This is a genomic window from Streptomyces sp. ICC4 (assembly GCF_003287915.1).
Classification (GTDB): domain Bacteria; phylum Actinomycetota; class Actinomycetes; order Streptomycetales; family Streptomycetaceae; genus Streptomyces; species Streptomyces tritrimontium.
The window spans coordinates 3,068,495-3,090,733 of the sequence record NZ_CP030286.1 but is presented as its reverse complement, the minus strand read 5'-3'; the positions used below and the strand labels follow the sequence as shown (position 1 = coordinate 3,090,733).

At 71.3% G+C, this 22,239-nt stretch carries 13 protein-coding genes and 4 pseudogenes; 7 read left to right on the top strand and 10 right to left on the bottom strand.

From position 1 onward, the window contains the following. Positions 1-48: 48 nt before the first annotated feature. The 6 genes and pseudogenes from DRB89_RS14415 to DRB89_RS44490 all read right to left on the bottom strand — a co-directional run. Entirely contained in the window at positions 49-1,545 is a 1,497-nt protein-coding gene (locus DRB89_RS14415; protein ID WP_112463297.1) for an MFS transporter, read from the bottom strand. Beyond that, positions 1,542-2,192 (bottom strand): GntR family transcriptional regulator, encoded by a 651-nt coding sequence (locus DRB89_RS14410; RefSeq protein WP_112453424.1) that lies wholly within the window; start codon positions 2,190-2,192, stop codon positions 1,542-1,544. Before DRB89_RS14410 ends, DRB89_RS14415 begins: the two co-directional genes overlap by 4 nt. 63 nt (positions 2,193-2,255) lie before the next feature. Continuing rightward, positions 2,256-2,573: a protease inhibitor I42 family protein gene (locus tag DRB89_RS14405; protein ID WP_162688578.1), complete on the bottom strand. Its 318-nt coding sequence runs from the start codon at positions 2,571-2,573 to the stop codon at positions 2,256-2,258. A 38-nt stretch (positions 2,574-2,611) separates the two neighbouring features. Then, complete coding sequence (locus tag DRB89_RS14400; RefSeq protein WP_112448889.1) at positions 2,612-4,552, bottom strand: C1 family peptidase; 1,941 nt, start codon at positions 4,550-4,552, stop codon at positions 2,612-2,614. A 218-nt stretch (positions 4,553-4,770) separates the two neighbouring features. Further along, positions 4,771-5,601, bottom strand: coding sequence for a hypothetical protein (locus DRB89_RS14395; RefSeq protein ID WP_112448890.1), 831 nt, complete (start codon positions 5,599-5,601; stop codon positions 4,771-4,773). A 621-nt stretch (positions 5,602-6,222) separates the two neighbouring features. Beyond that, positions 6,223-6,348: pseudogene (locus DRB89_RS44490) on the bottom strand (metal-sensing transcriptional repressor); the annotation flags it as partial. A gap of 2 nt (positions 6,349-6,350) precedes the next feature. Here DRB89_RS44490 and DRB89_RS14380 point away from each other — a divergent pair. Then, positions 6,351-6,581 (top strand): annotated as a pseudogene (locus tag DRB89_RS14380) (YbjN domain-containing protein); the annotation flags it as partial. A 39-nt stretch (positions 6,582-6,620) separates the two neighbouring features. On the opposite strand, the pseudogene DRB89_RS14375 reads toward DRB89_RS14380, so the two are convergent. Next, positions 6,621-7,682: pseudogene (locus DRB89_RS14375) on the bottom strand (3-deoxy-7-phosphoheptulonate synthase); the annotation flags it as partial. A gap of 603 nt (positions 7,683-8,285) precedes the next feature. Here DRB89_RS14375 and car point away from each other — a divergent pair. Continuing rightward, entirely contained in the window at positions 8,286-11,714 is a 3,429-nt protein-coding gene (car, locus tag DRB89_RS14370) for a carboxylic acid reductase (protein ID WP_343234699.1), read from the top strand. Between the two features lie 551 nt (positions 11,715-12,265). Here car and DRB89_RS14360 read toward each other — a convergent pair. Next, positions 12,266-12,880 (bottom strand): DUF308 domain-containing protein, encoded by a 615-nt coding sequence (locus tag DRB89_RS14360; RefSeq protein ID WP_112448840.1) that lies wholly within the window; start codon positions 12,878-12,880, stop codon positions 12,266-12,268. Positions 12,881-13,287: 407 nt separating this feature from the next. Between DRB89_RS14360 and DRB89_RS14355 the strand changes: the two genes are divergently transcribed. After that, positions 13,288-14,121: a class II glutamine amidotransferase gene (locus tag DRB89_RS14355; protein WP_112448839.1), complete on the top strand. Its 834-nt coding sequence runs from the start codon at positions 13,288-13,290 to the stop codon at positions 14,119-14,121. A 30-nt stretch (positions 14,122-14,151) separates the two neighbouring features. Here the strand turns inward: DRB89_RS14355 and DRB89_RS14350 are convergent, their stop codons facing one another. Continuing rightward, positions 14,152-15,774: an MFS transporter gene (locus DRB89_RS14350; RefSeq protein WP_112448838.1), complete on the bottom strand. Its 1,623-nt coding sequence runs from the start codon at positions 15,772-15,774 to the stop codon at positions 14,152-14,154. A gap of 246 nt (positions 15,775-16,020) precedes the next feature. Between DRB89_RS14350 and DRB89_RS14345 the strand changes: the two genes are divergently transcribed. Next, positions 16,021-17,361: a DUF2252 domain-containing protein gene (locus DRB89_RS14345; RefSeq protein ID WP_112448837.1), complete on the top strand. Its 1,341-nt coding sequence runs from the start codon at positions 16,021-16,023 to the stop codon at positions 17,359-17,361. A gap of 91 nt (positions 17,362-17,452) precedes the next feature. Here the strand turns inward: DRB89_RS14345 and DRB89_RS14340 are convergent. Continuing rightward, a pseudogene (locus DRB89_RS14340) lies at positions 17,453-17,644 on the bottom strand (calcium-binding protein); the annotation flags it as partial. Between the two features lie 85 nt (positions 17,645-17,729). Here DRB89_RS14340 and DRB89_RS14335 point away from each other — a divergent pair. The 3 genes from DRB89_RS14335 (at position 17,730) to DRB89_RS14320 (ending at position 22,239) form a co-directional block, all read left to right on the top strand. Continuing rightward, positions 17,730-19,007 (top strand): Nramp family divalent metal transporter, encoded by a 1,278-nt coding sequence (locus DRB89_RS14335; RefSeq protein WP_112448836.1) that lies wholly within the window; start codon positions 17,730-17,732, stop codon positions 19,005-19,007. A gap of 869 nt (positions 19,008-19,876) precedes the next feature. Further along, entirely contained in the window at positions 19,877-20,719 is an 843-nt protein-coding gene (locus DRB89_RS14325; RefSeq protein ID WP_239516134.1) for an acetylxylan esterase, read from the top strand. Positions 20,720-20,838: 119 nt separating this feature from the next. Continuing rightward, a complete protein-coding gene (locus tag DRB89_RS14320) occupies positions 20,839-22,239 on the top strand; it encodes a carboxylesterase family protein (protein ID WP_112448835.1) in 1,401 nt (466 codons plus the stop codon).

The window sequence follows — 22,239 nt, the reverse complement described above, 5'->3', positions numbered from 1 at the left end:
CGCAGCAGGAGCCGCAGTCGTTGCCGTTGCCGTTGCCGTTGCCCGGGACTACGGGAGCCCCGGGCCGGGGGCCGCCGCGCGGTCCGGGGCCGGCGCGGCGGCCTGCCCGGGCGGCGCCGCCGGCGCCGCGGCCCGCCCCGCCGGCGGCGCCGACCGTGCGCGTGCGCGTTCCCGTTCGCGGGCCAGGGCGCGGCCGCGCAGGCGCAGGACCTGGGTGATGCCGAGCAGTTCCAGGACGAAGACCGACGAGAACGCGACGCGGTAGTCGTCGCCCGTGGCGTCGAGCAGCAGGCCCACCGCCAGCAGGGTCGTCATCGACGCGATGAAACCGCCCATGTTGGTGATTCCGGAGGCCGTGCCCTGGCGCTCCGGCGGGTTGGCCGGGCGGGCGAAGTCGAAGCCGATCATCGAGGCCGGGCCGCAGGTGCCGAGCACCAGGCAGAGGCAGACCAGCAGCCACATCGGCGCCCGGTCCCCCGGATAGGCGAGCACCGAGCCCCACAGCAGCGCGGTGAGGGCGACCGTGCCCAGCGCGAGGGGGATCCGCGCGGACTGCCGCCCGGCCACGATCTGCCCGTAGACCAGGCCGAGCGCGATGTTCGAGGTGACGACGAGCGTCAGCAGGCCGCCCGCGGTGGTGCGCGAGAGCCCCTGCGCCTCGACGAGGAAGGGCATGCCCCACAGCAGCAGGAACACCATCGCCGGGAACTGCGTGGTGAAGTGCACCCACAGGCCGAGCCGGGTACCGGGCTCCTTCCAGGAGTCGGCGATCTGGCGCCGCACGAAACCCCCCGGGCCGGAGCCCCCCGTACCGAAGCCCGCCGTACCGGAGCCCCCCGCCCCGGCGGGCCGCGGCGCGGGCTCATGGGCCGCGGCGTTGTCGGGGCTGTCGGGGCTGTCGGGGCTGTCGCGCAGGAACAGCACGAGCGGGACCAGGACGACCAGCCCCGCCACCGCGCTGCCCGCGAACGCCGGGACCCAGCCGACCCCGTGCAGGACGGGCGCCAGCACCAGGGTGGAGACCAGGTTGCCCGCCATCCCGACCAGGCCGGCCAGCTGCGCCATGAACGGGGCCCGGCGGGCCGGGAACCAGCGGCTCCCGAGCCGCAGCACGGAGATGAAGGTCATGGCGTCGCCACAGCCCAGCAGGGCGCGGGCGGCCAGGGCCATCCCGTAGGAGGGGGAGAGGGCGAAGCCGAGCTGGCCCGCGGTGAAGAGCACCGCGCCGAGGGTGAGGACCTTCTTGGTGCCGAGCCGGTCCACCATCAGGCCGACGGGTATCTGCATGCCCGCGTAGACCAGCAGTTGGAGGAGGGAGAAGGTGGACAGCGCGGAGGCGTTCACGTGGAAGCGGTCGGCGGCCTCGATGCCGGCGACGCCGAGGCTGGTGCGGAAGATGACCGCGACGAAGTAGACGGCGACGCCGATCGACCACACCAGGACCGCCTTGCGGCCGCCCGGAGGATCCTTGACGACGGGACCGACCGGACCGACGGGACCGACCGGACCGACCGGACCGGCGCCGCCGCCGGCTCGCGCGCTCATCGGGCGGACCCCCGCACCAGTTCCGCGACCCGGCCCACGTGCGCCCGTACGGCCGCCGCGGCCGTCTCCGCGTCGCCCGCGCGCAGGGCGTCGAGGATCTCCGTGTGCTCGCTCAGCGTCCGCTCCACCCGGTCGGGGTGCGCGTGCAGCACGGCGACGCCCATCCGCAGCTGGCGGTCGCGCAGCTGGTCGTAGAGGCGGCACAGGATCTGGTTGCCGGCGCTGCGCACGATCTCCGCGTGGAAGGCCCGGTCCGCGGCCATCATCGCGCCGAGTTCACCGGCGGCGCCGAGCCGGCGCTGCTCCCCGATGAGCTCCGCGAGCCGGTTCAGCAGCCCGGGCGGGGCGGGCACGGCCCGGCGGACGCTGAACTCCTCGACCAGCAGCCTGGTCTCGATGACGTCGGCGATCTCCTGGGCCGAGACGGGCAGGACGAGGGCGCCCTTCTTCGGGTACAGCTTCAGCAGCCCCTCGGTCTCCAGCCGCAGCAGCGCCTCGCGGACCGGCGTGCGGGAGACCCCGACCGCGACGGCGAGCTCGCCTTCCGTGAGGAGGATCCCGCCCTCGTAGCGGCGTTCGAGCACGCCCTGCTTGACGTGCTGGTAGACCCGTTCGGCGGCGGTCACGGCGGTGGCGGCTGATGACATGCGCACAGCATAGATACAACAAGGGTGCAACCCGCCGCACGTCCACGATGCGGACCCGGTGCCTCACTTCCCCGGCGCCGCCACCACCACGTCCAGGACGAACTCGTCGTACGGGGCCTCCTGCGGGTACGGCGGCCGGACCTGCGCGAAGCGGATCCGGGCCCGGCCGTCCGCCCGGGCCCGGACGACGTACACGCGCTCGACGGGCGCCCCGGGCAGCGGCGGCCGCGCCGGGGCCGGCAGCGGCGGGCCCTCGGCCACGGAGACGGCATCGGAGTCCCCGGTCACCTGCCAGGTCCACACGTAGCCGCGCGCACCGCGCCCGGTCAGCCGCAGCTCGTACGGCTCACCCGGGGCTAGCGCCACCTCGCGTACCTCCACGCGCACTCCTCTCGCGCCGGCCGCTCACGCCGGGCCACTCACGCCGGGCCGATCACGGTCCCCTCGTGCCAGCCCGCGCCGTCGCGCCAGTAGTGCTGGAGCAGGCGGTCGGTGCGCAGGGCGATCACCTCCAGGTTGAACCCGAAGCTGCCCTGCAGCATCCCGGTGACGGCCAGCACGTCGTGGCCGAAGACCGCGGAGCGCTGCCAGGCGGCGCCGCCCGCGTTGCCGCGCCACCAGTGCTCGATCCGGCCGCCCGCGCCCGTCACGCACAGCTCGTAGTTCCCGGCGGTGTCCTCGTCGGCCGCCCCGTACTGCGCCTCGATCATGCAGGGCGCGGAGGTGGTCCCGGCGCCGAAGATCTCGCCGGGGCGCCAGGCGAAGCCGTTCGGGTCGTCGCGCCACCACAGCTGCATCCGCCCGTCGGTGCGGGCGGCCACCAGGTCGAGGTGGCGGGAGCGGGTCTGGACCAGGGCCGGGCCGTAGTGGGCGATGCCGGAGGCGAAGCGGCCGCCGTCGTTCCAGGTCCAGGGGGCGCCGTTGATCCGCCACCAGTGGTTCAGCCGGCCGTCGGCGGTGCGGACGACCACCTCGAAGTTGCCCGGCGCCCCGTAGTCGCTCTGGATGAAGGCCGGGGTCGAGCCGACCGCCGCGTCGCCCGGGCCGAAGGCGCCGCCGTCGCGCCAGGCACCGCCGAAATGCTCGTAGTACCAGTGGCGCAGCCGGCCGCCGGTGGTGACGTGCAGCGACTCCATGTTCCGGTTGTAGGTGGTCCCCGTGAAGGCGGGCTGGCCGGAGGCGTCGGAGGCGAAGGTCCGGGCACGGGCCCACGGGAAGGGGGCGTCGCCCTCGCGCCACCAGTGCCGCAGGGAGCCGCCCTCGCCCCGCGCGGCCAGCTCGAAGTTGCGGTGGGCGCGCCCGTTGCCGCTCTCGTAGACGTTCCCGGCGTGCAGGCGGCGTTTGCTCCACGGGTCGATGTTGGTGCCGCGCAGACCGCACTTGGCCCAGTGGTCGATCTTCGCCTCGCCGTACGCGATCCGGCCGTGGCCGCCCACGTGGTAGCCGGGCCCCCAGGAGTTCTTGAAGAGCCAGCAGCCGGCCGCGTCGTCGTAGCCGGTGATCAGGACGCAGTGGCCGCCCGCGAGGCGGTCGCTGGTGCGGTGGTAGACGCCGGCGCCGAGGCCGAAGAAGTCGTCGTACACGTCGAAGCAGGCCGTCAGCGGCCCGACCGTGTCCAGCCACACCTTCTGCTGCTCCACGTCGCCGAGCCGGACGTAGTCGGTGATCCGGACGGTGCGGCCCGAGCGGTCCCAGCTCGGCGTGTACTCGGCCCGCCAGGCGTCGCGGCGGTCGGCGGGCGTGCCCGGCGGGGGCGGGGAGTACGGCCAGCAGCCCGGGTCGGCGAGGCCGCCGTTGCCCTTGATCCAGTCGAGCGCCGCCTCGGGGCTCCCGGTCTGCCCGCAGGGTGCCTTCAGCCCGTCGTGCACGTCGCCCTCGGACCGCTCGGCCCATACGTGGTGCTCGATGCGGGCCATCGACTCGACCAGGCCGGCCGCCCCGAACGACCAGCAGGAGCTGCAGGGGTTCTGGTCCTTCACCTTGGTGATCCAGGGCCAGCCCCAGCGGGTGCGCCAGTCCACGGCGGCGGGCCGGGCCGCCGGTGCCGGACCCCCGGTCCGCGACGGCGACGGCGCCGATGACGGCGACGGCGACGGCGCACCCGGCAGCAGGCCGTGCGCCGCCCTGCGCCGGGTGAGGTGCGGATTGCCGCTCGGCCGCCCGATGAGCGCCCTCAGGTCCACGGGCGGCGCGGCCGCGGCGGGCGTGATCGGCGATCCCTCCCCCAGGCCCAGCGCGGGCCTGGGGACGGGATCGTCGTCGGCGAGGTGTTCGCTCACGGACCATCGCGCCCCGTGGGCCGCGAGCTGGGCCCGCAGCTCCCCCGCCGACTGGACGGACTGGTCCGACTGCTCCGGCATTCCGGCCCCCCATGCACCCTCGCGGATCCGAGCCCGGGGAGCGTCCACCGGGCCGGGGCGCACGTCAAGGGGGTCCGTGCGGTCGCGCGGCGGCACGGCGGTCGCACGGCGGTCGTACGCCGTTCGCGCGGTGGCGGGCGCCGTGCCGCGCCGTCGTGCGCTGCCGCCCTGGCGGTCGGCCCGGGCACGGTGCGGCGGCGCGGCGGCCGGGGCCCCGGCTACCCGACGGGCAGCGCCGGAACCGGAAGGGCCGGCGCCGGGACCGGGAGCGGGGGCAGGCCGGGCAGCCCGGCGCCGGTCAGCAGCGCGAGCAGCGCGGCGACGAGGTCGGTCACCACGTCGGTGGCCTTGGCCTTGGCGTCGGTGGAGCAACCGCAGGGGCCCGCGGCCTTGGTGAGGCCGTCCACGGAGGCCTTGAGCTTGTCGATGGCACCGGTGACCAGGTCCAGCGGACCATCGGCGGCCTTGCGGGCGGCCACGGGCAGCGCGACGGGCAGCTTGGGCGCGTCGACCGGCAGCTTCGGGGCTTCGACGGGCAGCTTCGGGGCCTCCACCGGCAGCGCCGGCGCGTCGACCGGCAGCTTGGGCGCTTCCACCGGCAGCTTCGGGGCTTCGACGGGCAGCTTCGGGGCCTCCACCGGCAGCGCCGGGACGTCGACCGGCAGCTTCGGCGGGTCCACCGGGAGCTTCGGCACGTCCACCGGCGGGACCGGCACGGGCAGGGCCGGGACGGCGGGCAGGGTCTTCCTCAGCTCCGCGAGCGCCGCGTCGATCTTCTCCTTGAAGGCGGCGAGGTCCGCCTCCGGGAGCTTGCCGTCGGGGGACTTCAGGATGGCGGCCAGCAGATCGGTGACCGGTTTGAGCAGCCCGCCCAGACCGCCCAGCGACTGGACCTGCGCGAGCAGCGCCTCGGTGCCGGGGATGGCCTTCCCGGCCACCGCGGCCTGCGGCTTCGCGGGCTCGGCGGTGGCCGATGCCAGGCCGGGGGACACGGCCAGCAGGCTCAGGCAGAGGGCGGCGGGGACGGTGTAGCGCGTGATGCGGTGCAACGGAACTCTCCTGTCAGGGGGACAGCGGGGACAGCGGTGACAGCGGGGACATGGGACGTGTCCCCGCCCACTCACCGACACCCCGTCACCCCCCGCAACCCGAAGCCCGGTTGACACCCCCGCGACACGCCGGGCAACCGGGCTACGTACGCCTGTGACCTGCCCCGATGCCGTCACCCCCCGGGTGTGCTGCACCCTCGTGAAGACACCCCCGAAGTCGCCGCCCGCTCCGCGGCCCCCGGGCAGGGCCCCACAGCCGCCCCGTTAGGCTGACCCGCATGGATGGGTGGATGGCGCCGAGCTCCATCGAGCGGGAGCTCTACGGGGCCAAGACGCGCGGCGACTGGCCGGGATACCTCGACGCACTCGCGCGCAGCGAGCTGTTCATGCCCCAGTTCCGCGCCCACGTCGACGCCGAGCCCGCGCAGGCCCGCTTCCACCCCTCGCCCGGCGGGCGCAGCCTCGCCGTCTACACGCGCGGCATGCTGCCCGTCCCCGACCCGCACACCGTGTACGTCCGCCAGTCCCTCGCCTGGTTCGCCGAGGCCTGGGACTCCGCCGACCCGCCCCACCCTGTACGTCCCCGGGGTGCTCCGGCCCGACCCGCGCCCGCCGCGGCCAGGTGCGCAGCAGCCGGGCGATCGCCTTCGTCGCTTCCTCCACCTTGTCGTCGATCTCTCCGCCGCCCTTGACGGCCGCGTCCGCGACGCAGTGGCGCAGGTGCTCCTCCAGCAGCTGGAGCGCGAAGCAAGCTGAGCACCACCTGCTCGCTCAAGGTCGGCAAGCACTCGCTGTCGGTCAACGCCTTCGTGATCCGCCACCCCGACGAGAACGAGGCGGGCGTCCACCGCTGGCTGCTGGAGCGCAACCTCAAACTCTACGGGATGGGCTACGCCGGGGACGCGCTCGGAGACGTACACCTGACGGCCAGCCTCCCCCTCCCCGTGATCAACCCCGACGACCTCGACCGCCTGCTGGGGGTTGAGCCGCGGATCGCAGAAGCTCAGGTACTTCTCGCCGAGGCGCCCCAACTCGCCTTCGTCGCGCACGCACTCGACGACGGCCTCCGGAGTGGTCTCCAGGTGGAGCCCGGCGGCCACCCCGCCGTTCTGCGTCACGGCCTCCTGGAAGTTCAGGACCTCCTGGACCACGGTCTTCACGAACCGGGTCTTGGTCCCGTCCGGGCCGCTGACCGTGTTGCCGTGCATGGGGTCCGAGAGCCACAGCACGGGATGTCCCGCGTCGTGAACCGCCTTGACCAGTGCGGGAAGTGTGGCGGCCGCGTGCTTCGCACCCATCCGCGCGATGAGCGTGAGCCGGCCGGGCTGGCGCTGCGCGTCGAGGCGGTCGCACAGGGCCAGCAGCTCGTCCGGCGTCATGGTGGGCCCGACCTTGACCGCGACCGGGTTGGAGACGGCGGCGAGCAGTGCGATGTGCGGGCCGTCGAGCTGCCGGGTCCGCTCCCCCACCCACGGCCAGTGGGTCGACGTCAGGAGCAGCGATCCGTCCGACTCACGGCGCAGCAGCGGCAGTTCGTAGTCGAGCAGCAGCGTCTCGTGGCTCGTCCAGACCGGTGCGTCGAGGTCCGTCCTGCTCTCGGTGCCGCGCCAGCCCAGGAAGTGGATGATGTCGCTGGCGGCACGGTACCCGGACAGCAGGTTCCGGGGGTCCGGACGTCGCAGATCAGCGTGGGCCTCCGGACGGTTCACCATGTGGCCCCGGTAGACCGGGAGTTCACGGCCGTCCACCGTCTCTACGGGTGAGGACCGGGGCTTGGCGAACTGTCCGGCGATCCGGCCGACCCGCAGCACGGGCAGTCCGGAGGCCAGTCGCATCGTCCCGGCGAGGATGTCGAGCAGGGCGCCCTTGCGCCTGACGTCCGTCGGAGTCGCCTCCGCGGGGTCTTCCGCGCAGTCGCCGGCCTGGACGATCTGGAGCCGGCCGGCCGCGGCCTCCATGAGCAGGGACCGCAGCCGCTGTGCGGCCTCGGCGTCCACGAGGGCGGGCATCTGGCTCAGGCCCGTGCGGACCGCTTCGAGTTCCGGATGGTCTTCCCATCCGGGCTGCTGGAGTGCGGGCATGGAACGGAGGTAAGAAACTATGTCGATCATTGAGTTCCCTCGAATTGGCCGGACACGATCGGTCCGGCTGTCGACAGACCTGGTGATGCGCCGAGTCGCCCGGAAATGCAGGCGCAAGGTGCGGATACGGGTCCGAATACGGGTGCGGATACAGATGCACTCGGCGACTTCGCGTACCCGTCGGCGGCTTTCGACCGGAGAGTGCCTTCCGGCACGAAATCCATTGGAGATTCCGGGGCGTTGAGCCGTCTGTCCGGTGCTCAGGGTGGAGAATCGGCGCTTCTCTCAGCGCCGTCCGACCGGGACCGTCTCTCGGACGAGTGCCACTCTTCGGGCAGGGGCGGCAGGCGGGCAACGCGGCGGAACATAGTCCGTCAGGTGGGGCGTCGGCAGGGGCCGAGTCATGCCATTCGGCGGGCCGCGCGGGGCCGACCTGATGGATTGCGGCTCCTGGGCTCAGAGCTGTGGTTCGCCCGTGCTTAGCATCACGGCGCGCCCTGGACGAGGGGGAGGGAATCCGCCGACCGCACCCCGTGCGGATGATTCCCCGCTCGTCCGGCTTCGAGCGTCCGACGTCAATACTTGGCGTAATCCAGTTATGCGATACGGAGATTCATCATGCGACTTGCGCGAGTGATGGCCGAGACAATGGAGAAGTACGCCGATCGCCCCGCCCTCGGGGAACGCGCGAGGGAGCTCGTGAAGGAACCCGACACGGGCCGCACCCGTATCGGCCTGCTCCCGCGATACGACATGACCACCTATGGCGAACTGTGGCTGCGCGTCCGCGCCGTGGCCAGTGCGTGGCAGCACGGCGACGCGTACGCGGTGCGGGCCGGGGACCGGGTGGCGATCCTCGGATTCGCCAGTGTCGACTACACGACGGTCGATCTCGCCTGTGCCCATCTCGGTGCGGTCGGCGTTCCCCTCCAGACCAGTTCCTCGGTGTCACAGCTCAACGAGATCGTCGAGGAGACCGAGCCGGTCATCGTCGCGACCAGCATCGAGCGCCTGGACGCCGCGGTCGAACTGGCCCTGGGGAACCCGTCGGTGCAGCACCTGGTGCTGTTCGACTACGAGCCGGCGGTGGACGACCAGTCCGCCAGGCTCGCGGCTGCCCGGGACCGTCTGGCGCAGCACGGGCGCGAGTTGGGCGTCGAGCTCCTGCGGGACCTGCGCGCGCGAGGTGCCGAATTTCCCGAGGCGCCGCTGTTCGATCCCCAGGGCGACGCCGACCCTCTCGCCATGCTCATCTACACGTCGGGCAGCACGGGAACCCCCAAAGGCGCCATGTACACCGAGCGGCTGGCCCGGGCCATGTGGGGCGGCGCCTGGTCGCAGCTGTTCTCCGACGAGTACGCGGCGAATCTCCACTACATGCCGATGAGCCATGTCGCCGGGCATTCCTCGCTGAAGAACACGCTGGCCCGCGGCGGTACCACGTACTTCACCGCGAACAGCGATCTGTCCTCCTTCCTCGATGACATGGCGCTGGCGAGGCCCACGGAGATGTCGCTGGTACCGCGCGTGTGCGAAATGCTCTTCCAGAAGTACCAGAGCGAGCTCGACCGCCGTTTGGCCAGGGGTGGCGACGTGGAATTGGGGCAGGTCGAGACGGAAGTCAAGAAGGACATCCGCGAGAACGTCCTCGGCGGCCGCGTGGGGTGGGCCAGTTGCGGGTCCGCTCCGCTCTCCGCCGAACTGAAGGAATTCACCGAGTCCCTGCTGGGGATCGAGGTGCACATCATCTACGGCTCCACCGAGGCCGCCGCCGTCTCGGTCGACGGCAAGCTCCTGCGGCCCCCGGTCACCGACTACAAACTCATCGACGTCGCCGAACTCGGTTACCGCACAACAGACTCACCGCACCCCCGGGGTGAACTCCTCCTGAAGACCGAGGCGATGGTGCCCGGCTACTACAACCGACCCGGACTGAACGCGGAGATCTTCGACGAGGAGGGCTACTACCGGACGGGCGACATCGTCGCGGAAGTCGAGCCGGGCCGCCACGTCGTCGTGGACCGGCGCAAGAACGTGCTCAAGCTGTCGCAGGGCGAGTTCGTCGCCACCTCACGCCTGGAGGCGGTATTCGCCGTCAGCCCGCTGGTCCGGCAGATATTCGTGTACGGAAACAGCGAGCGGTCCTATCTGCTCTCGGTCGTCGTCCCGACCGCGGACGCCCTCGAACAGTGCGGCGACGACGAGACGATGCTCAAGAAGCTGCTCGGAGAGTCGTTCCAGAAGATCGCGCAGGAGGTCGGGCTGAACTCCTACGAGATACCGCGCGACTTCCTCATCGAGACCGAGCCGTTCGGCCAGGGCAACGGCCTGCTCTCGGACCACCGCAAGCTGCTGCGCCCCCAACTCCTGCGGAAGTACCGGCAGGCCCTCGAGGAGACGTACTCCGCCATCGCCTCCAGGGAGAAGGACGAGCTGCGCGACGTGCGCCGCAGCGGCAAGGACCGTCCGGTACTGGAGACCGTCCAGCGGGCCGCGCAGGCGCTGCTGTCCACCGCGACGTCCGGGATCGGCCCCGACACGCGCTTCCGGGAGATCGGCGGGGACTCCATGTCCGCGGTGACCTTCTCCGATCTCCTCCACGACATCTTCGGCGTCCGCGTCCCCGTGGACGTGATCATCAGCCGCGGAACCGACCTGCGGCGACTCGCCGGCTACGTCGAGGAGAAGCTCGCGGCCGGGCCGCCGCGGGTGAGCTTCGCATCGGTCCACACGGAGGGGAGCTCCCGGGTCCACGCCAAGGACCTCACCCTGGAGAGGTTCATCGACGAGGAGACGCTCGCCGGCGCCCGGTCCCTCACCCGATCCGTCGGAGAACCGCACACCGTGCTGCTCACGGGCGCGAGCGGCTATCTCGGCCGGTTCCTCTGCCTGGAATGGCTGCGGCGGCTCGCCCCGGTGGGCGGAAAGCTGATCTGCGTCGTGCGCGGAACGGACGACGCCGCGGCACTGGCGCGGCTCGCCGAAGCCTTCGGCAGCGAGGACGGCGAGCCCGCCCGTACCTTCCAGGACCTGGCCGCCGACCACCTGGAGGTCATGGCCGGCGACATGGCGGAACCCCAGCTCGGTCTCGGCGACCAGGTGTGGCAGCGACTGGCCGGCGAGGTGGACCGGATCGTCCACGCCGGCGCCCTGGTGAACCACGTCCTGCCCTACAACCACCTGTTCGACGCCAACGTGGTGGGGACCGCCGAGCTCATCCGCCTGGGGCTCACGGGCCGGCTCAAGCCGTTCACCTACATCTCGAGCGTGGCGGTCGCGGCCTCCCTGCCCGGCGACCGGCCCCTGGACGAGGACGCCGACGTCCGCCTGGCACTTCCCGACCAGCCGGTCGACGACGGCTACGCCAGCGGCTACGCGACGAGCAAGTGGGCCGGCGAGGTGCTGCTGCGGGAGGCGCACGAGCTGCACGGCCTCCCGGTCACCACGTTCCGGTCGAACATGATCCTGGCGCACACCGGTTACGCGGGACAGCTGAACGTCCCCGACATGTTCACGCGGCTGCTGCTCAGCCTCATCATCACGGGAATCGCACCGCGCTCCTTCTACGCGACCGACAGCACGGAGGATCGCGGGCGCGCGCACTACGACGGCCTTCCCGTCGATTTCACCGCCGAGGCCGTGGTGACCCTGGGCGGTGCGGCACGTACGGGATACCGGACGTACAGCCTGGTGAACCCGCACGACGACGGCATCTCGCTCGACACCTTCGTCGACTGGCTGAACGAGACCGGTCACCGCATCGACCGCGTGGAGGACTACGACGACTGGCTCACCCGGTTCGAGACGGCCCTGCGCGCGGCCCCTGAAACGCAGCGCAAGCACTCGATCCTTCCGCTCCTCGACGCACACCGGACCCCGGAGGACGTCATCAGCGGATCCGCCATCCCGTCCGCTCGCTTCCAGGCCGCCGTGGAGAGCGCACGCCTCGGCCGGACGGGCGAGATTCCGCGGCTTTCCCCGGTCTTCATCAAGAAGTACGCGGACGACCTCGCGCATCTGAATCTCACGTGACCCGGGGGGCCGGCCGCAACCGGCCCCCTGTCGGTGGCGGCCACGCCCTGTACGCCTCCAGCAGGCGACGCAAAGCACGAGCGTCGCTGATGGACGGCGTGCAACCTTGGGCTGTAGCCCAAGGTTGCACGCCGCAGCCGCGACCAGGAGCCGGGCCATCGCCTCCCTGGTTCCGCGGCCGGGTGGGCCAGGACCGCTTTGGGTTCGGATGTTCGGATCCGAACCGGACGCCACGGGGCCCGAGGCTCGCGCCACGGTTCACGGCGTTTTCGTGGCGGACCGCTTCGTGCTCTTGCCCCCATTGGTGCCAGTGCTGCTGTGACGGGGCTTGGCGGCGGACGCCGTCTTCCGCTTCGGGGCCTCCGTGCCTGCGGCGACCGCCTGCGACGTCGCTGTCGGGCCCTTCCCTCAGCATGGCTGCGAGTGCCGTGAGCTGGTCAGCCGCCTCAAAACGCGACAGCAAGCGCTTCTGCTCGAACTTGAGGTCCGTCATGCTTCCCCTCAGGAATGGGCTTGTGCGCTCCGGAGCGCGAGCCTGTCACCACCGGCACTCACCCTGAACGCGTGGGCGTGATCTGTCGGGTGGCGGAGCGCAGTGCGAAGGCCATCACCACTTCGAAGACACCGAGCAGGACGAGCCACAGTCCCAGCAGTCGCGTCAGGGCGACCGCGGAGTCCACCGGGAAGCAGAGCACCACGATTCCGGCGACGGCGCCGAGGGCGCCCAGGGCGAAGAGCAGGCCGCGGTGCACGAGCGCACGGTCGGCGATCGCGACGTACGCCGTGAGTACGCCGGTCAGCAGCCAGAACACTCCGACGATCAGGGACAGCGCGCCGATCGTCTGCATCGGGTGCCGCAGAACCAGGACACCGGCCAGGAATGCCAGCATGGAGATCAGGATTCCCGCCAGTCTGCTGCCGCCCCCGTCGTCGCTGTGCGAGAAGGCCGTGACGAAACGGAAGCCGCCGGCCACCAGGAGCTGGAGACCGATGATCACAGCCAGGATGTGCAGAGTCTCGTCGGGCCAGACGAGTACCAGGATGCCCGGGATCAAGGTTGCGAGGGCGAAACCGAGTGCCCAGTGCCACGAGCCTCCCAGCTGCTTGAGGACGTCCTCGGCATCGCTCTGCCTGCGCTGCGGCGTCGCGTCGGGGGATACGGTCATCACGCCTCCCGTGCCGATCGAAGGACCCTGTCGAGGCCCTTACAAGCCATCGGACATGCCTTGTTCGCCTAATGCTGTGACAGACCCATTTTAGGCCGGTGGGACACGGCTCGCTGCTCCGGACGTGTCCTCGACCGGTCCACCCAGCCCCGACCCCTGGAGCGCCCTCGGCTGTTCCGGGGCAACGTGACTGCGGGTCCTCGTCGTCCCGGGTCCAGTCGGCGGCCGCCTGCGTGGCGATCATCTGAGGAGGTCGCGAGAATGAGAGGGCCGGAGAGACAGGGCCCCGGCGGGCCTGCCCGGACTGGGTGCCTCGCGACGCCCTCGCACGAGGGCCGCGCGGGACAACGCGGGATTCTCGCCCGTGGAACAGCAACAGGTAGCAGTGGGAACACAGGTGATGACACATGTGTCGATGGCTCGCCTACTCGGGAACCCCCATGCTCCTCGACACCATCCTGTACAAACCGGCGCACTCGCTGATCGACCAGAGCCTGCACTCCAAGCTGGGCGTCGAGACGACGAACGGCGACGGATTCGGCGTCGGCTGGTACACCGAGGACAACGACACGCCGGCACTCCTCAGGGACGTCGGTCCCGCCTGGAACAACCGCAACCTGCGGGAGATGGCCGACCACGTCCGCTCCCCGTTGTTCTTCGCCCACATCCGGGCGTCGACCGGGACCGCGGTGCAGCAGTCGAACTGCCACCCGTTCCGGCACGGCCGCTGGATGTTCATGCACAACGGCGCGATCACCGGCTTCCACCTCATGCGCCGGGACCTCACCCTGCTCGTCGATCCGGCCCTGTACGCCGACATCGAGGGAACCACCGACTCCGAGGTGATGTTCTTCCTGGCCCTCACCTTCGGCCTGGCCCAGGACCCGCCGACCGCCGTCGCCAGGATGGCGGGAGTGGTGGAGCGCGCCGGCCGCGACCACGGCGTGGAGTTCCCCCTCCAGATGACGCTCGCCATCACCGACGGTGAACGCGTGTGGGCCTTCCGCTACTCCAGCGCGCACGATTCCCGGTCGCTCTTCTACAGCAGTCGGGTGGACGCGCTGCGCCGGCTGCACCCCGATGTGGCGTTCCTGCGGGACGTCTCGGAGGAGACCCGACTGATCGTGTCCGAGCCCCTCGGCGACCTGCCCGGCGCTTGGAACGAGGTACCGGAGAGCAGCTACGGCGTCGTGCAGCCCGGCGCGGACGAGATGTATCCCTTCATGCCGGTACCGGCATGACAGGGGGAACCAGGCAAGGGGCGGGTCGCGTCATCCGTCCGGTTCTGCCGTCTTCGCGGGGGTCGACGGAATCCGTTGGGTGAAGAACATGGCGAGGAGGGCGGTCAGGGCAAGGATGGCGAGTGCGGCGCGCAGTCCGTCGAGTCTCGCGGCGGTATTCGCGTCGAGGGCGGCCTCGGCCACCTCCGGACTCGTGCCCGCTCCTTCGAGGGCGGTCTTGAGCTGGGCGTCCGACATGAAGGCCACGCCGCTTTCGAGGCTGAGGGTCGCCTGGCTCTTGACGTCGGCGGAAATGGCGGGATTCTGCTCGATGTTGGTGAGGAAGGAAGAGGTGAGCGCGGCGATCAGGATCGATCCGGCGAGTGCCGTCCCGATCGACGCACCCAGGTTGGTCACGGCGTTTTGGATGCCGCCGACTTCCGCACTCTGCTTGTCGGGTACCGCGGAGACGGTGACGGCCCCGAGCTGGGAGGCCAGTGCTCCCATGCCGAGTCCGATCAGCAGGAGCGGGATCGTGACGATCTCCGCGCCCGCGTCGGTGTCGAGCGCGGCGAGCAGGGCGACCGCGCCCGCGAGCAGCGCCAGAACGCCCAGTCGCACCACCCGCCGCGGTGAGACGTCCGGGAGGAAGCGCGGGATCAGGATGGCGGCGGCCAGCAGGGTCAGGGAGAGCGGCAGGATGCGTGCGCCGGTCATGAGCGCGGACAGGCCGAGGGCGACCGACAGGTAGAGCGGTACGACGAAGAACACGCCCATCTGTACGAGGTACTGGAAGAAGAACATCGTCAGGCCGCCGGTGAGCTGCCGGTTGCGCAGCAGGGCCGGGTCCACCAGCGGCTCCCTGTGCCGCTCCACGAGGCGGGCCTCCCATCGCAGGAAGAGCCATACCAGGAACAGGCCCACCAGCATCAGCCACACGACCAGGGAGATCCCGAGCCAGGCGGGCGCACCGGGCTTCGGCAGGAACCAGCCCCACTCGCTCGAGCGGAGCACCCCGTAGACGAAGACACCCAGCCCCAGGGCGGACAACACGGCGCCGAACAGGTCGATGGGCCGGCGCTCGCCGACCGGCGCGTCGGCGGTGCGGCGGGCGAACACCAGGATGGCGAGCACGATCACGACCTCGCCGGCGAAGACCCAGCGCCAGGAGAAGTACGTCGTGGCGACACCCCCGATGATCGGCCCGACCGCGATCGCCACGGCTCCCGAGGCGGCCACGAGCCCGTACGCACCCGGCCGGCGCTCCGCCGTGAAGTTCCCGGCGACCAGCGCGACGATCGCGGGCAGGATGAGCGCAGCCCCGAGCCCCTCGAGGAACGACCAACCCAGCAGGAGTACGGGCAGGCTCGGCGCCAGAGCCGTCATCAGCGACCCACAGCCGTAGATCACGCAGCCGATCAGGAACGCCTTCTTGTGTCCGATGAGCCCGCCGACCTTGCCGCCGGGGATCATGAACATCGCCATCACGAGGGTGTACGCCGTGATGGCGCCCTGGATCCCGGTCACCGTGGTACCGACGTCGTCGGCCACCGTCGCGATCGAGACGTTCATGACGGAGCTGTCCAGCGCCATCAAGAACTGGCCGGCAGCGAGGGTCAGCAGCACGACCCCCGCCCCGGCCGCCTTCGCGGGTGCGCCTGCCTCGGGTGCCATGACAGCACGCTCCCAGCGGCCCCGGCCCGCCGGACACAGACCCGCCGGGAAGGTCAGCTGGTTGGCGGCAGCTGAGCACAGACCGTGCGCCCCGCGCGGGCCGGGCGGGGCGGGCGGGGCGGGGCGCTCGGTCTCGTCCGAGGCCGAGCGGGGTTCCGTGCGGGACGCGGTGTCCGTGTTCGAGCCTGTGGACGTGCGCGGGGGGCCCGGCGCGCCCAGGCTTAGGTGGGGACAAGGAGATGGGGTATGACCAGTCCGACCGAGAAGGCCCGACGTGGCCGGGCCGCCCGCAAGCAGGTGACCCGGACAGCGCACGGGCGGTGGACCGCCGCGGCGGACCGGCCCGACCCGCTCGACGTGCTGGAGCGGCAGGCTGCCGACCGAGTCGTCGAGCTGCTGCCGATCCGCTACGGACGGATGGCCGCCTCCCCGTTCGCGTTCCTGCGGGGCGCCGCCGCGGTGATGGCCGCGGACCTGGCGGCCCGGCCCGACACCGGCCTGACCGTCCAGCTCTGCGGCGACGCCCACCTGCTGAACTTCGGCCTCTTCGCCTCACCCGACCGGGCGCTGCTGTTCGACCTCAACGACTTCGACGAAACCCTGCCCGGACCCTTCGAATGGGACGTCAAACGGCTCGCCGCCAGCGCGGCCGTGGCCGCCCGGGAAGGCGGCCACGGCGACGACCGAGCGTGGCAAGCGGCCCAAGCCACCGCTCGGGCCTACCGGTCGTCCATGCGACGGCTCGCCGAGCTGGGCGAACTCGCCGTCTGGTACCAGCGGTTCGACACGGCCGAGCTCCTCCCGATGATCCGCGAGACCAAGCTGCGAAGCCGGGTCGAAGTGAGTCTGGCGCGTGCCCGACGGCGTACCAGCCTGCACGCACTCGCCAAACTCACCGAGACCCGGGAAGGCCGCCGGCACATCGTTCACGACCCGCCCTTGCTCGAACCCCTCACCTCACCCGACAGCCGGGCCGTCGGCGAAATCTTCAGCGAATACAGGGACACGCTCCCCGAAGAGCGACGCCTCCTGCTCGACCGCTACCGGTTCGTCGAAGCAGCACGGAAGGCAGTCGGCATCGGGAGCGTCGGCACCCGCTGCTTCATCGTCCTGCTGACGGGCCGCGACGAGCAGGACCCGCTCTTCCTCCAGATCAAGGAGGCCGGACGTTCGGTACTGGAAGACCACCTCCCCGCCGACAGCCACGGCCACCACGGTCACCGCGTGGTCGCAGGTCAAAAGCTCCTCCAGGCGGCCGGAGACGTCTTCCTCGGCTGGACGACCGGACCGGCCGGGCGCGACTTCTACGCCCGACAACTGCGCGACATGAAGGGATCCGCCGAAGTGGAGACCATGACCCCGGTCATGCTCCGCCAGTACGCGGAACTGTGCGGCACGGCATTGGCCCGAGCCCACGCCCGCTCCGGCGACCGCATCGCCATCGCCGGGTACCTCGGCAACGCCGACACCTTCGACCGCGCCATCGCCGACTTCGCACTCCACTATGCGGACCAGACCGTCCAGGACCACGCCCTGCTCACCGCAGCCATCTCCGACGGCTCCATCACCGCCACCCACGGCATCTGACGTCCTCGGCGGCGGTGGCTCACCCCTGTACGTCTCCAGGAGCCGCCGTTAAGGACAAACGTAGCTGATGGGCGGCGTGCAACCGTGCTCGTCAGGCGTCGGCGAGGAGGGGGTCGTACGGCGTGCCCGTGCGGCGGCCGGCCATGAAGGCGAGGAAGTCGCCGACGAAGGAGCTTGTGCAGTAGGCGCCGTCGGTGGTGGTGAGGTCGCGGTGGAAGGCGGTACGGAAGAGGGTTCGGTACTCGTCCGCGTCGATGCTCCCGTTGCCGTCCTCGTCGGTGGCGTGGGCGGAGGGCCTCTTGCGCAACCGCCACCGAACCGTTTTGGTGGCTCCCGTCACTCAGGGGGCGACGGGAAGGCAACCACAGATGGCGGACACCACACAGACGGACACCGTGGGGAGCGAGAACCACGCTCCGCGCAAAGCGAGTTGGCGATCCATCGGCCCCGGAATCGTCGTAGCGGCGACCGGTGTCGGGGCCGGCGACCTCGTTGCCACGCTCCTCGCGGGCAGCAAGTTCGGCTACACACTGCTGTGGGCCGCGGTCATCGGCTGCCTCGTCAAGATCTCGCTCGCCGAGGCGGCCGGCCGCTGGCACCTCGCGACCGGCCGTACCCTCTTCGACGGCTGGCACAGCCTCGGCTCCTGGACCACCGTCTACTTCGCGGGGTACGTCGTCGTCTGGGGCTTCGTCTACGGCGCCGCCGCGATGTCCTCCAGTGCGCTCCCGCTGGCCGCGCTCTTCCCGGACACCATGGACCTGAAGCTCTGGGCCGTGCTGTGCGGTCTGGCCGGGCTGGTCTTCGTCTGGTTCAACCGGTACGCCGTCTTCGAGAAGGTCATGACCATCCTGGTCGGCGTGATGTTCCTGGTCACCGTGTATCTGGCGATCCGCGTCACGCCCCGCCTCGACGCGGCCTTCGCCGGCCTCGCGCCCGTACTGCCGGACGGTTCGCTGGTCTACACGCTCGGGCTGATCGGCGGCGTGGGCGGCACGATCACCCTCGCCGCGTACGGCTACTGGGTGAACGCGAAGGGCTGGACGAACACGAGTTGGATGAAGGTGATGCGGCTCGACAACCGCGTCGCCTACCTCACCACCGGGATCTTCGTGGTGGCCATGCTCATCGTCGGGGCCGAGCTGCTGCACTCGTCCGGCGTGGCCCTGGCCAAGGGTGACAAGGGGCTGCTCGATCTGAGTGCCGTCCTGGAGGAGCACTACGGAAGGGTGACCGCCAAGCTCTTCCTGGTCGGGTTCTTCGCCACGTCCTTCACCTCCCTGATCGGCGTGTGGCACGGAGTGAGCCTGATGTTCGCCGACTTCGCCGCGAAGTTCCGGCCGTCGCTCGTCCCGGCCGGGACGAACCCGGCGAGGTCCCTGCCCTTCCGGGTGTATCTGCTCTGGCTCACCTTCCCGCCCATCAGCCTGCTCTTCCTGGACCAGCCCTTCGGTCTCATCGTCGTGTACGGAATGATCGGCGCACTCTTCATGCCCTTCCTCGCCTTGACGCTGCTGTGGCTGCTCAACTCCTCGCGCACACCGGCCCAGTGGCGCAACGGCCTGCTGAGCAACGCGATGCTGGGGGCCGCCGGCCTGTTGTTCGTGGTGCTGTGCGTCCAGCAACTGTGGGAGCTGCTCAGGTAGCGGGCCCAGCCTCGAACCAGCACGAGGACGGCGCCCGCGACGGGCGCCGCCGCACCGAGGAACAGGATCTGAACGACGAAGACGAGGTCCCGAACGGAGGAGCGGCGGGAGGCGGCGGGTTCCAGGGCGAACGACTTCGGGCCGTCGGGCGCGTAGTGGACGGTCACGTCCCGGCCGTGCGCGCCCTCCGGGTCCCGCGGCGGGGTGGGGAGGCGTGCGGTGACGGTCGTTCCCTCGCGGGCGGTGAAGGCGATGACCTCGGTGTAGCTGGTCCAGGCACCCTCGGCGTCGTCACGGACGGACTTCGTGACGGCTATGACACGGCCCGGACCGCGGACGGCGGCGGCCGGCCAGGCGGACTCGCGGGTCAGCCGGAGGCCGTGGCTCAGGACGAACAGCATGGCGACGGTCAGCGGCCCGCCGACGCCGAGCAGTGCCCACGGGTAGCCGTACCGAATCGCCGTGTCGGTGACCAGCCCGGCGTACAGCAGTAAGACCGCGAAGTTCGGCCGGCCCCGACCGCTCAGGCCGTCCTCGAGCGTGTAGCCGACCTCGAACCGCAGCGAATCGCCTCCCGGGCCCCCTGTTCGCCGCGGAGCGCAAGATCCACCACGAGAGCTTCTCCCCGGGCGAGATGGGCGTCTCCACGTGCCGGCCGGCCCCGCGGCAGGCGCCCCGCCGCAGCGGCAGAACCGAGCATGGCACCCCCTGCACACCGTCGCCTCTCGGCAGGTTGCACGAACTCCGGCCCCGCTGCTTGCCGCGATTGCGCAGAGACGGGCTTCGAACCGTGCTTCAGGATGTGCGATCAAACAAGGTGTGAGCCGGATGTGACGGCCGGTTCACCGTGACGACATGGGGAGTCGACCGTGCTCTGGAGAAGACTGCTCGTACCTCTGACCTCGCTCGTGCTCGTGCTGACGGCCTCCGCCGGCGCGGGTGCGGCAGCGGCGCCCACCGGTTCCGCTTCCGAAGCGGTCGCGGCCGACTACGGCGCTCCCGGCCCCTACGCCACCGCGGTGGAAGTCGGGGTCGTGACCACCCTCTACTACCCGCGCGACATCTCGACCAGCGGCCGCCGCCACCCCGTGATCGTGTGGGGAAACGGCACCTTCGCCTTCCCGGTCGTCTACCGCGACCTGTTGCTGCACTGGGCCAGTCAGGGCTTCATCGTCGCGGCCGCCAACACCCCCCAGTCAAACCTCGGCGTCTCCATGCGCGCCGGCATCGACCTGCTCACCCGTCGGAACGCCGACCCCGGCAGCGCCTTCCACGACCACGTCGATCTGGAGCACATCGGCGCGTCCGGCCACTCGCAGGGCGGAGCCGCCGCCATCGTCGTCGGCGCGGACCCGCGCATCGACACCATCCTGCCCATCCAGCCCGGACCGCTCGCCAACATCAACGACGTGCGCGTACCCGCACTCCTCCTGGCCGGACAGAAGGACAGCATCGTCTTCCCCTTCCTGGTCCAGGCCTTCTACGAGGCCGCCGACCACATCCCGGCCGTCTACGGGGAACTCCGCGGCGCCGACCACTTCACGATCGTGGGCGACCCGGGCCCGTTCGCCGCGCCCACCACCGCCTGGTTCAGGGCCCACCTGATGGGAGACCAGGCCGCGCGTGCCCAGTTCTTCGGGACCGGCTGCGGGATCTGCACCGACAGCAGCACCTGGTCCGACGTCCGTCGCAACGGCCTCGTCGCCCGGTGACCCGCCCCCGAAGACTTCTTCCGCCCTGACCGGTAGCCGACCCGATCCACACGTCGCCGCCCGTCCCCGACGCCGTCTCGGCCGGGGGCGGGCGGCCCTCCTCACACGAAAGGACTGCGATGGACCTCATCGCGACCACCGGGCAGGGCAAGGTCCGGGGCCGTTTCCACAACGGGATCGCCGCCTTCCTCGGCATCCCGTACGCCGCTCCGCCCTTCGGCCCCCACCGCTTCCGCGCTCCCGCCCCGGTCGAGCCCTGGGAAGGGGTGCGAGACGCGCTGGAGTACGGGCCCACCGCCCCCAAGCGCCCCTACCGTCCGCCCCTCGACCGGCTGATACCCGACCCCTGCATCGCCGGGGACGACTGTCTCAACCTCAACGTCTGGACGCCGTTCGTCGGCGAGGGCCGGCTGCCGGTCATGGTCTGGATCCACGGTGGTTCCCTGCGCAACGGCTCGGCGAGCCTGCCGCTCTACGACGGGCGCGCCTTCGCGCGCGACGGGGTGGTCCTCGTCTCCGTCAACTACCGGCTCGGCGTCGAGGGGTTCGGGGTCTTCCCCGACGCCCCCGCCAACCGGGGCCTCCTCGACCAGGTCGCGGCCCTGCTCTGGGTCCGCGACAACATCGCCTCCTTCGGTGGGGATCCGGCGAACGTCACCGTGTGCGGGGAGTCCGCCGGGGCGATCAGCGTCGCGGCCCTCATGACCAGCCCCGCCGCGGCCGGGCTGTTCCGCCGGGCGATCCTGCAGAGCGGCCCCCCGCACACGGTGTCGCGCCGCGAGGGCGCGAAGGCCGTGCGGGCGATGGCGAGAAGACTGCGGATCCCGGCCACCGCCGAGGCGTTCGCGGGCGTGGACCGGGACCTGCTGCTGGACACGCAGGCCGCCGTGGTCGACCGGTCCGACCCCATCGGCGGCGGTCCCGGGTTCCACATCGTGGCCGACGGCGACCTCGTACCCGCCGACCCGCCCCTTCCCCAGGCCGACCTTCTGCTGGGCTGCAACCGGGAGGAGTACCGGCTGTGGTTCGTACCCGGCGGCACGGTGGACCGCGTCAGCCGGCTCACCCTGCGGCTCGCCCTGCTCAAGTTCCGTGTCCCGCAGCGGGTGGCTCGGCTGTACAAAGCCACCCGCCCGCACGCCAAACCCGGTGAGCTCCTCGGGGAGATGGCCACCGACCTGCTGCTGCGGGGGCCCCTGAACCGCCTGGCCGACTCCCGGCCCGACCGCACCTTCCTCTACGAATTCGCCTGGCGCTCGCCCGTGATGGGGCTCGGCGCGTGCCACGCGCTGGAACTCGGCTTCGTCTTCGACAACCTGCGCGCCGCCGAGGACCTGACCGGGCCGGACGCCCCCCAGCCACTGGCGGACGCCATGCACCGCGCCTGGGTCGCCTTCGCCGCCACGGGGCACCCGGGCTGGCCGGGCTGGAACGCGGACCGGCCCGTCATGGTCTTCGGCCACCCCGGCTCCGGCCCGGTCCTCGCGCCCCGGCACGAGGAACTCCGCGCCTGGCTGTGA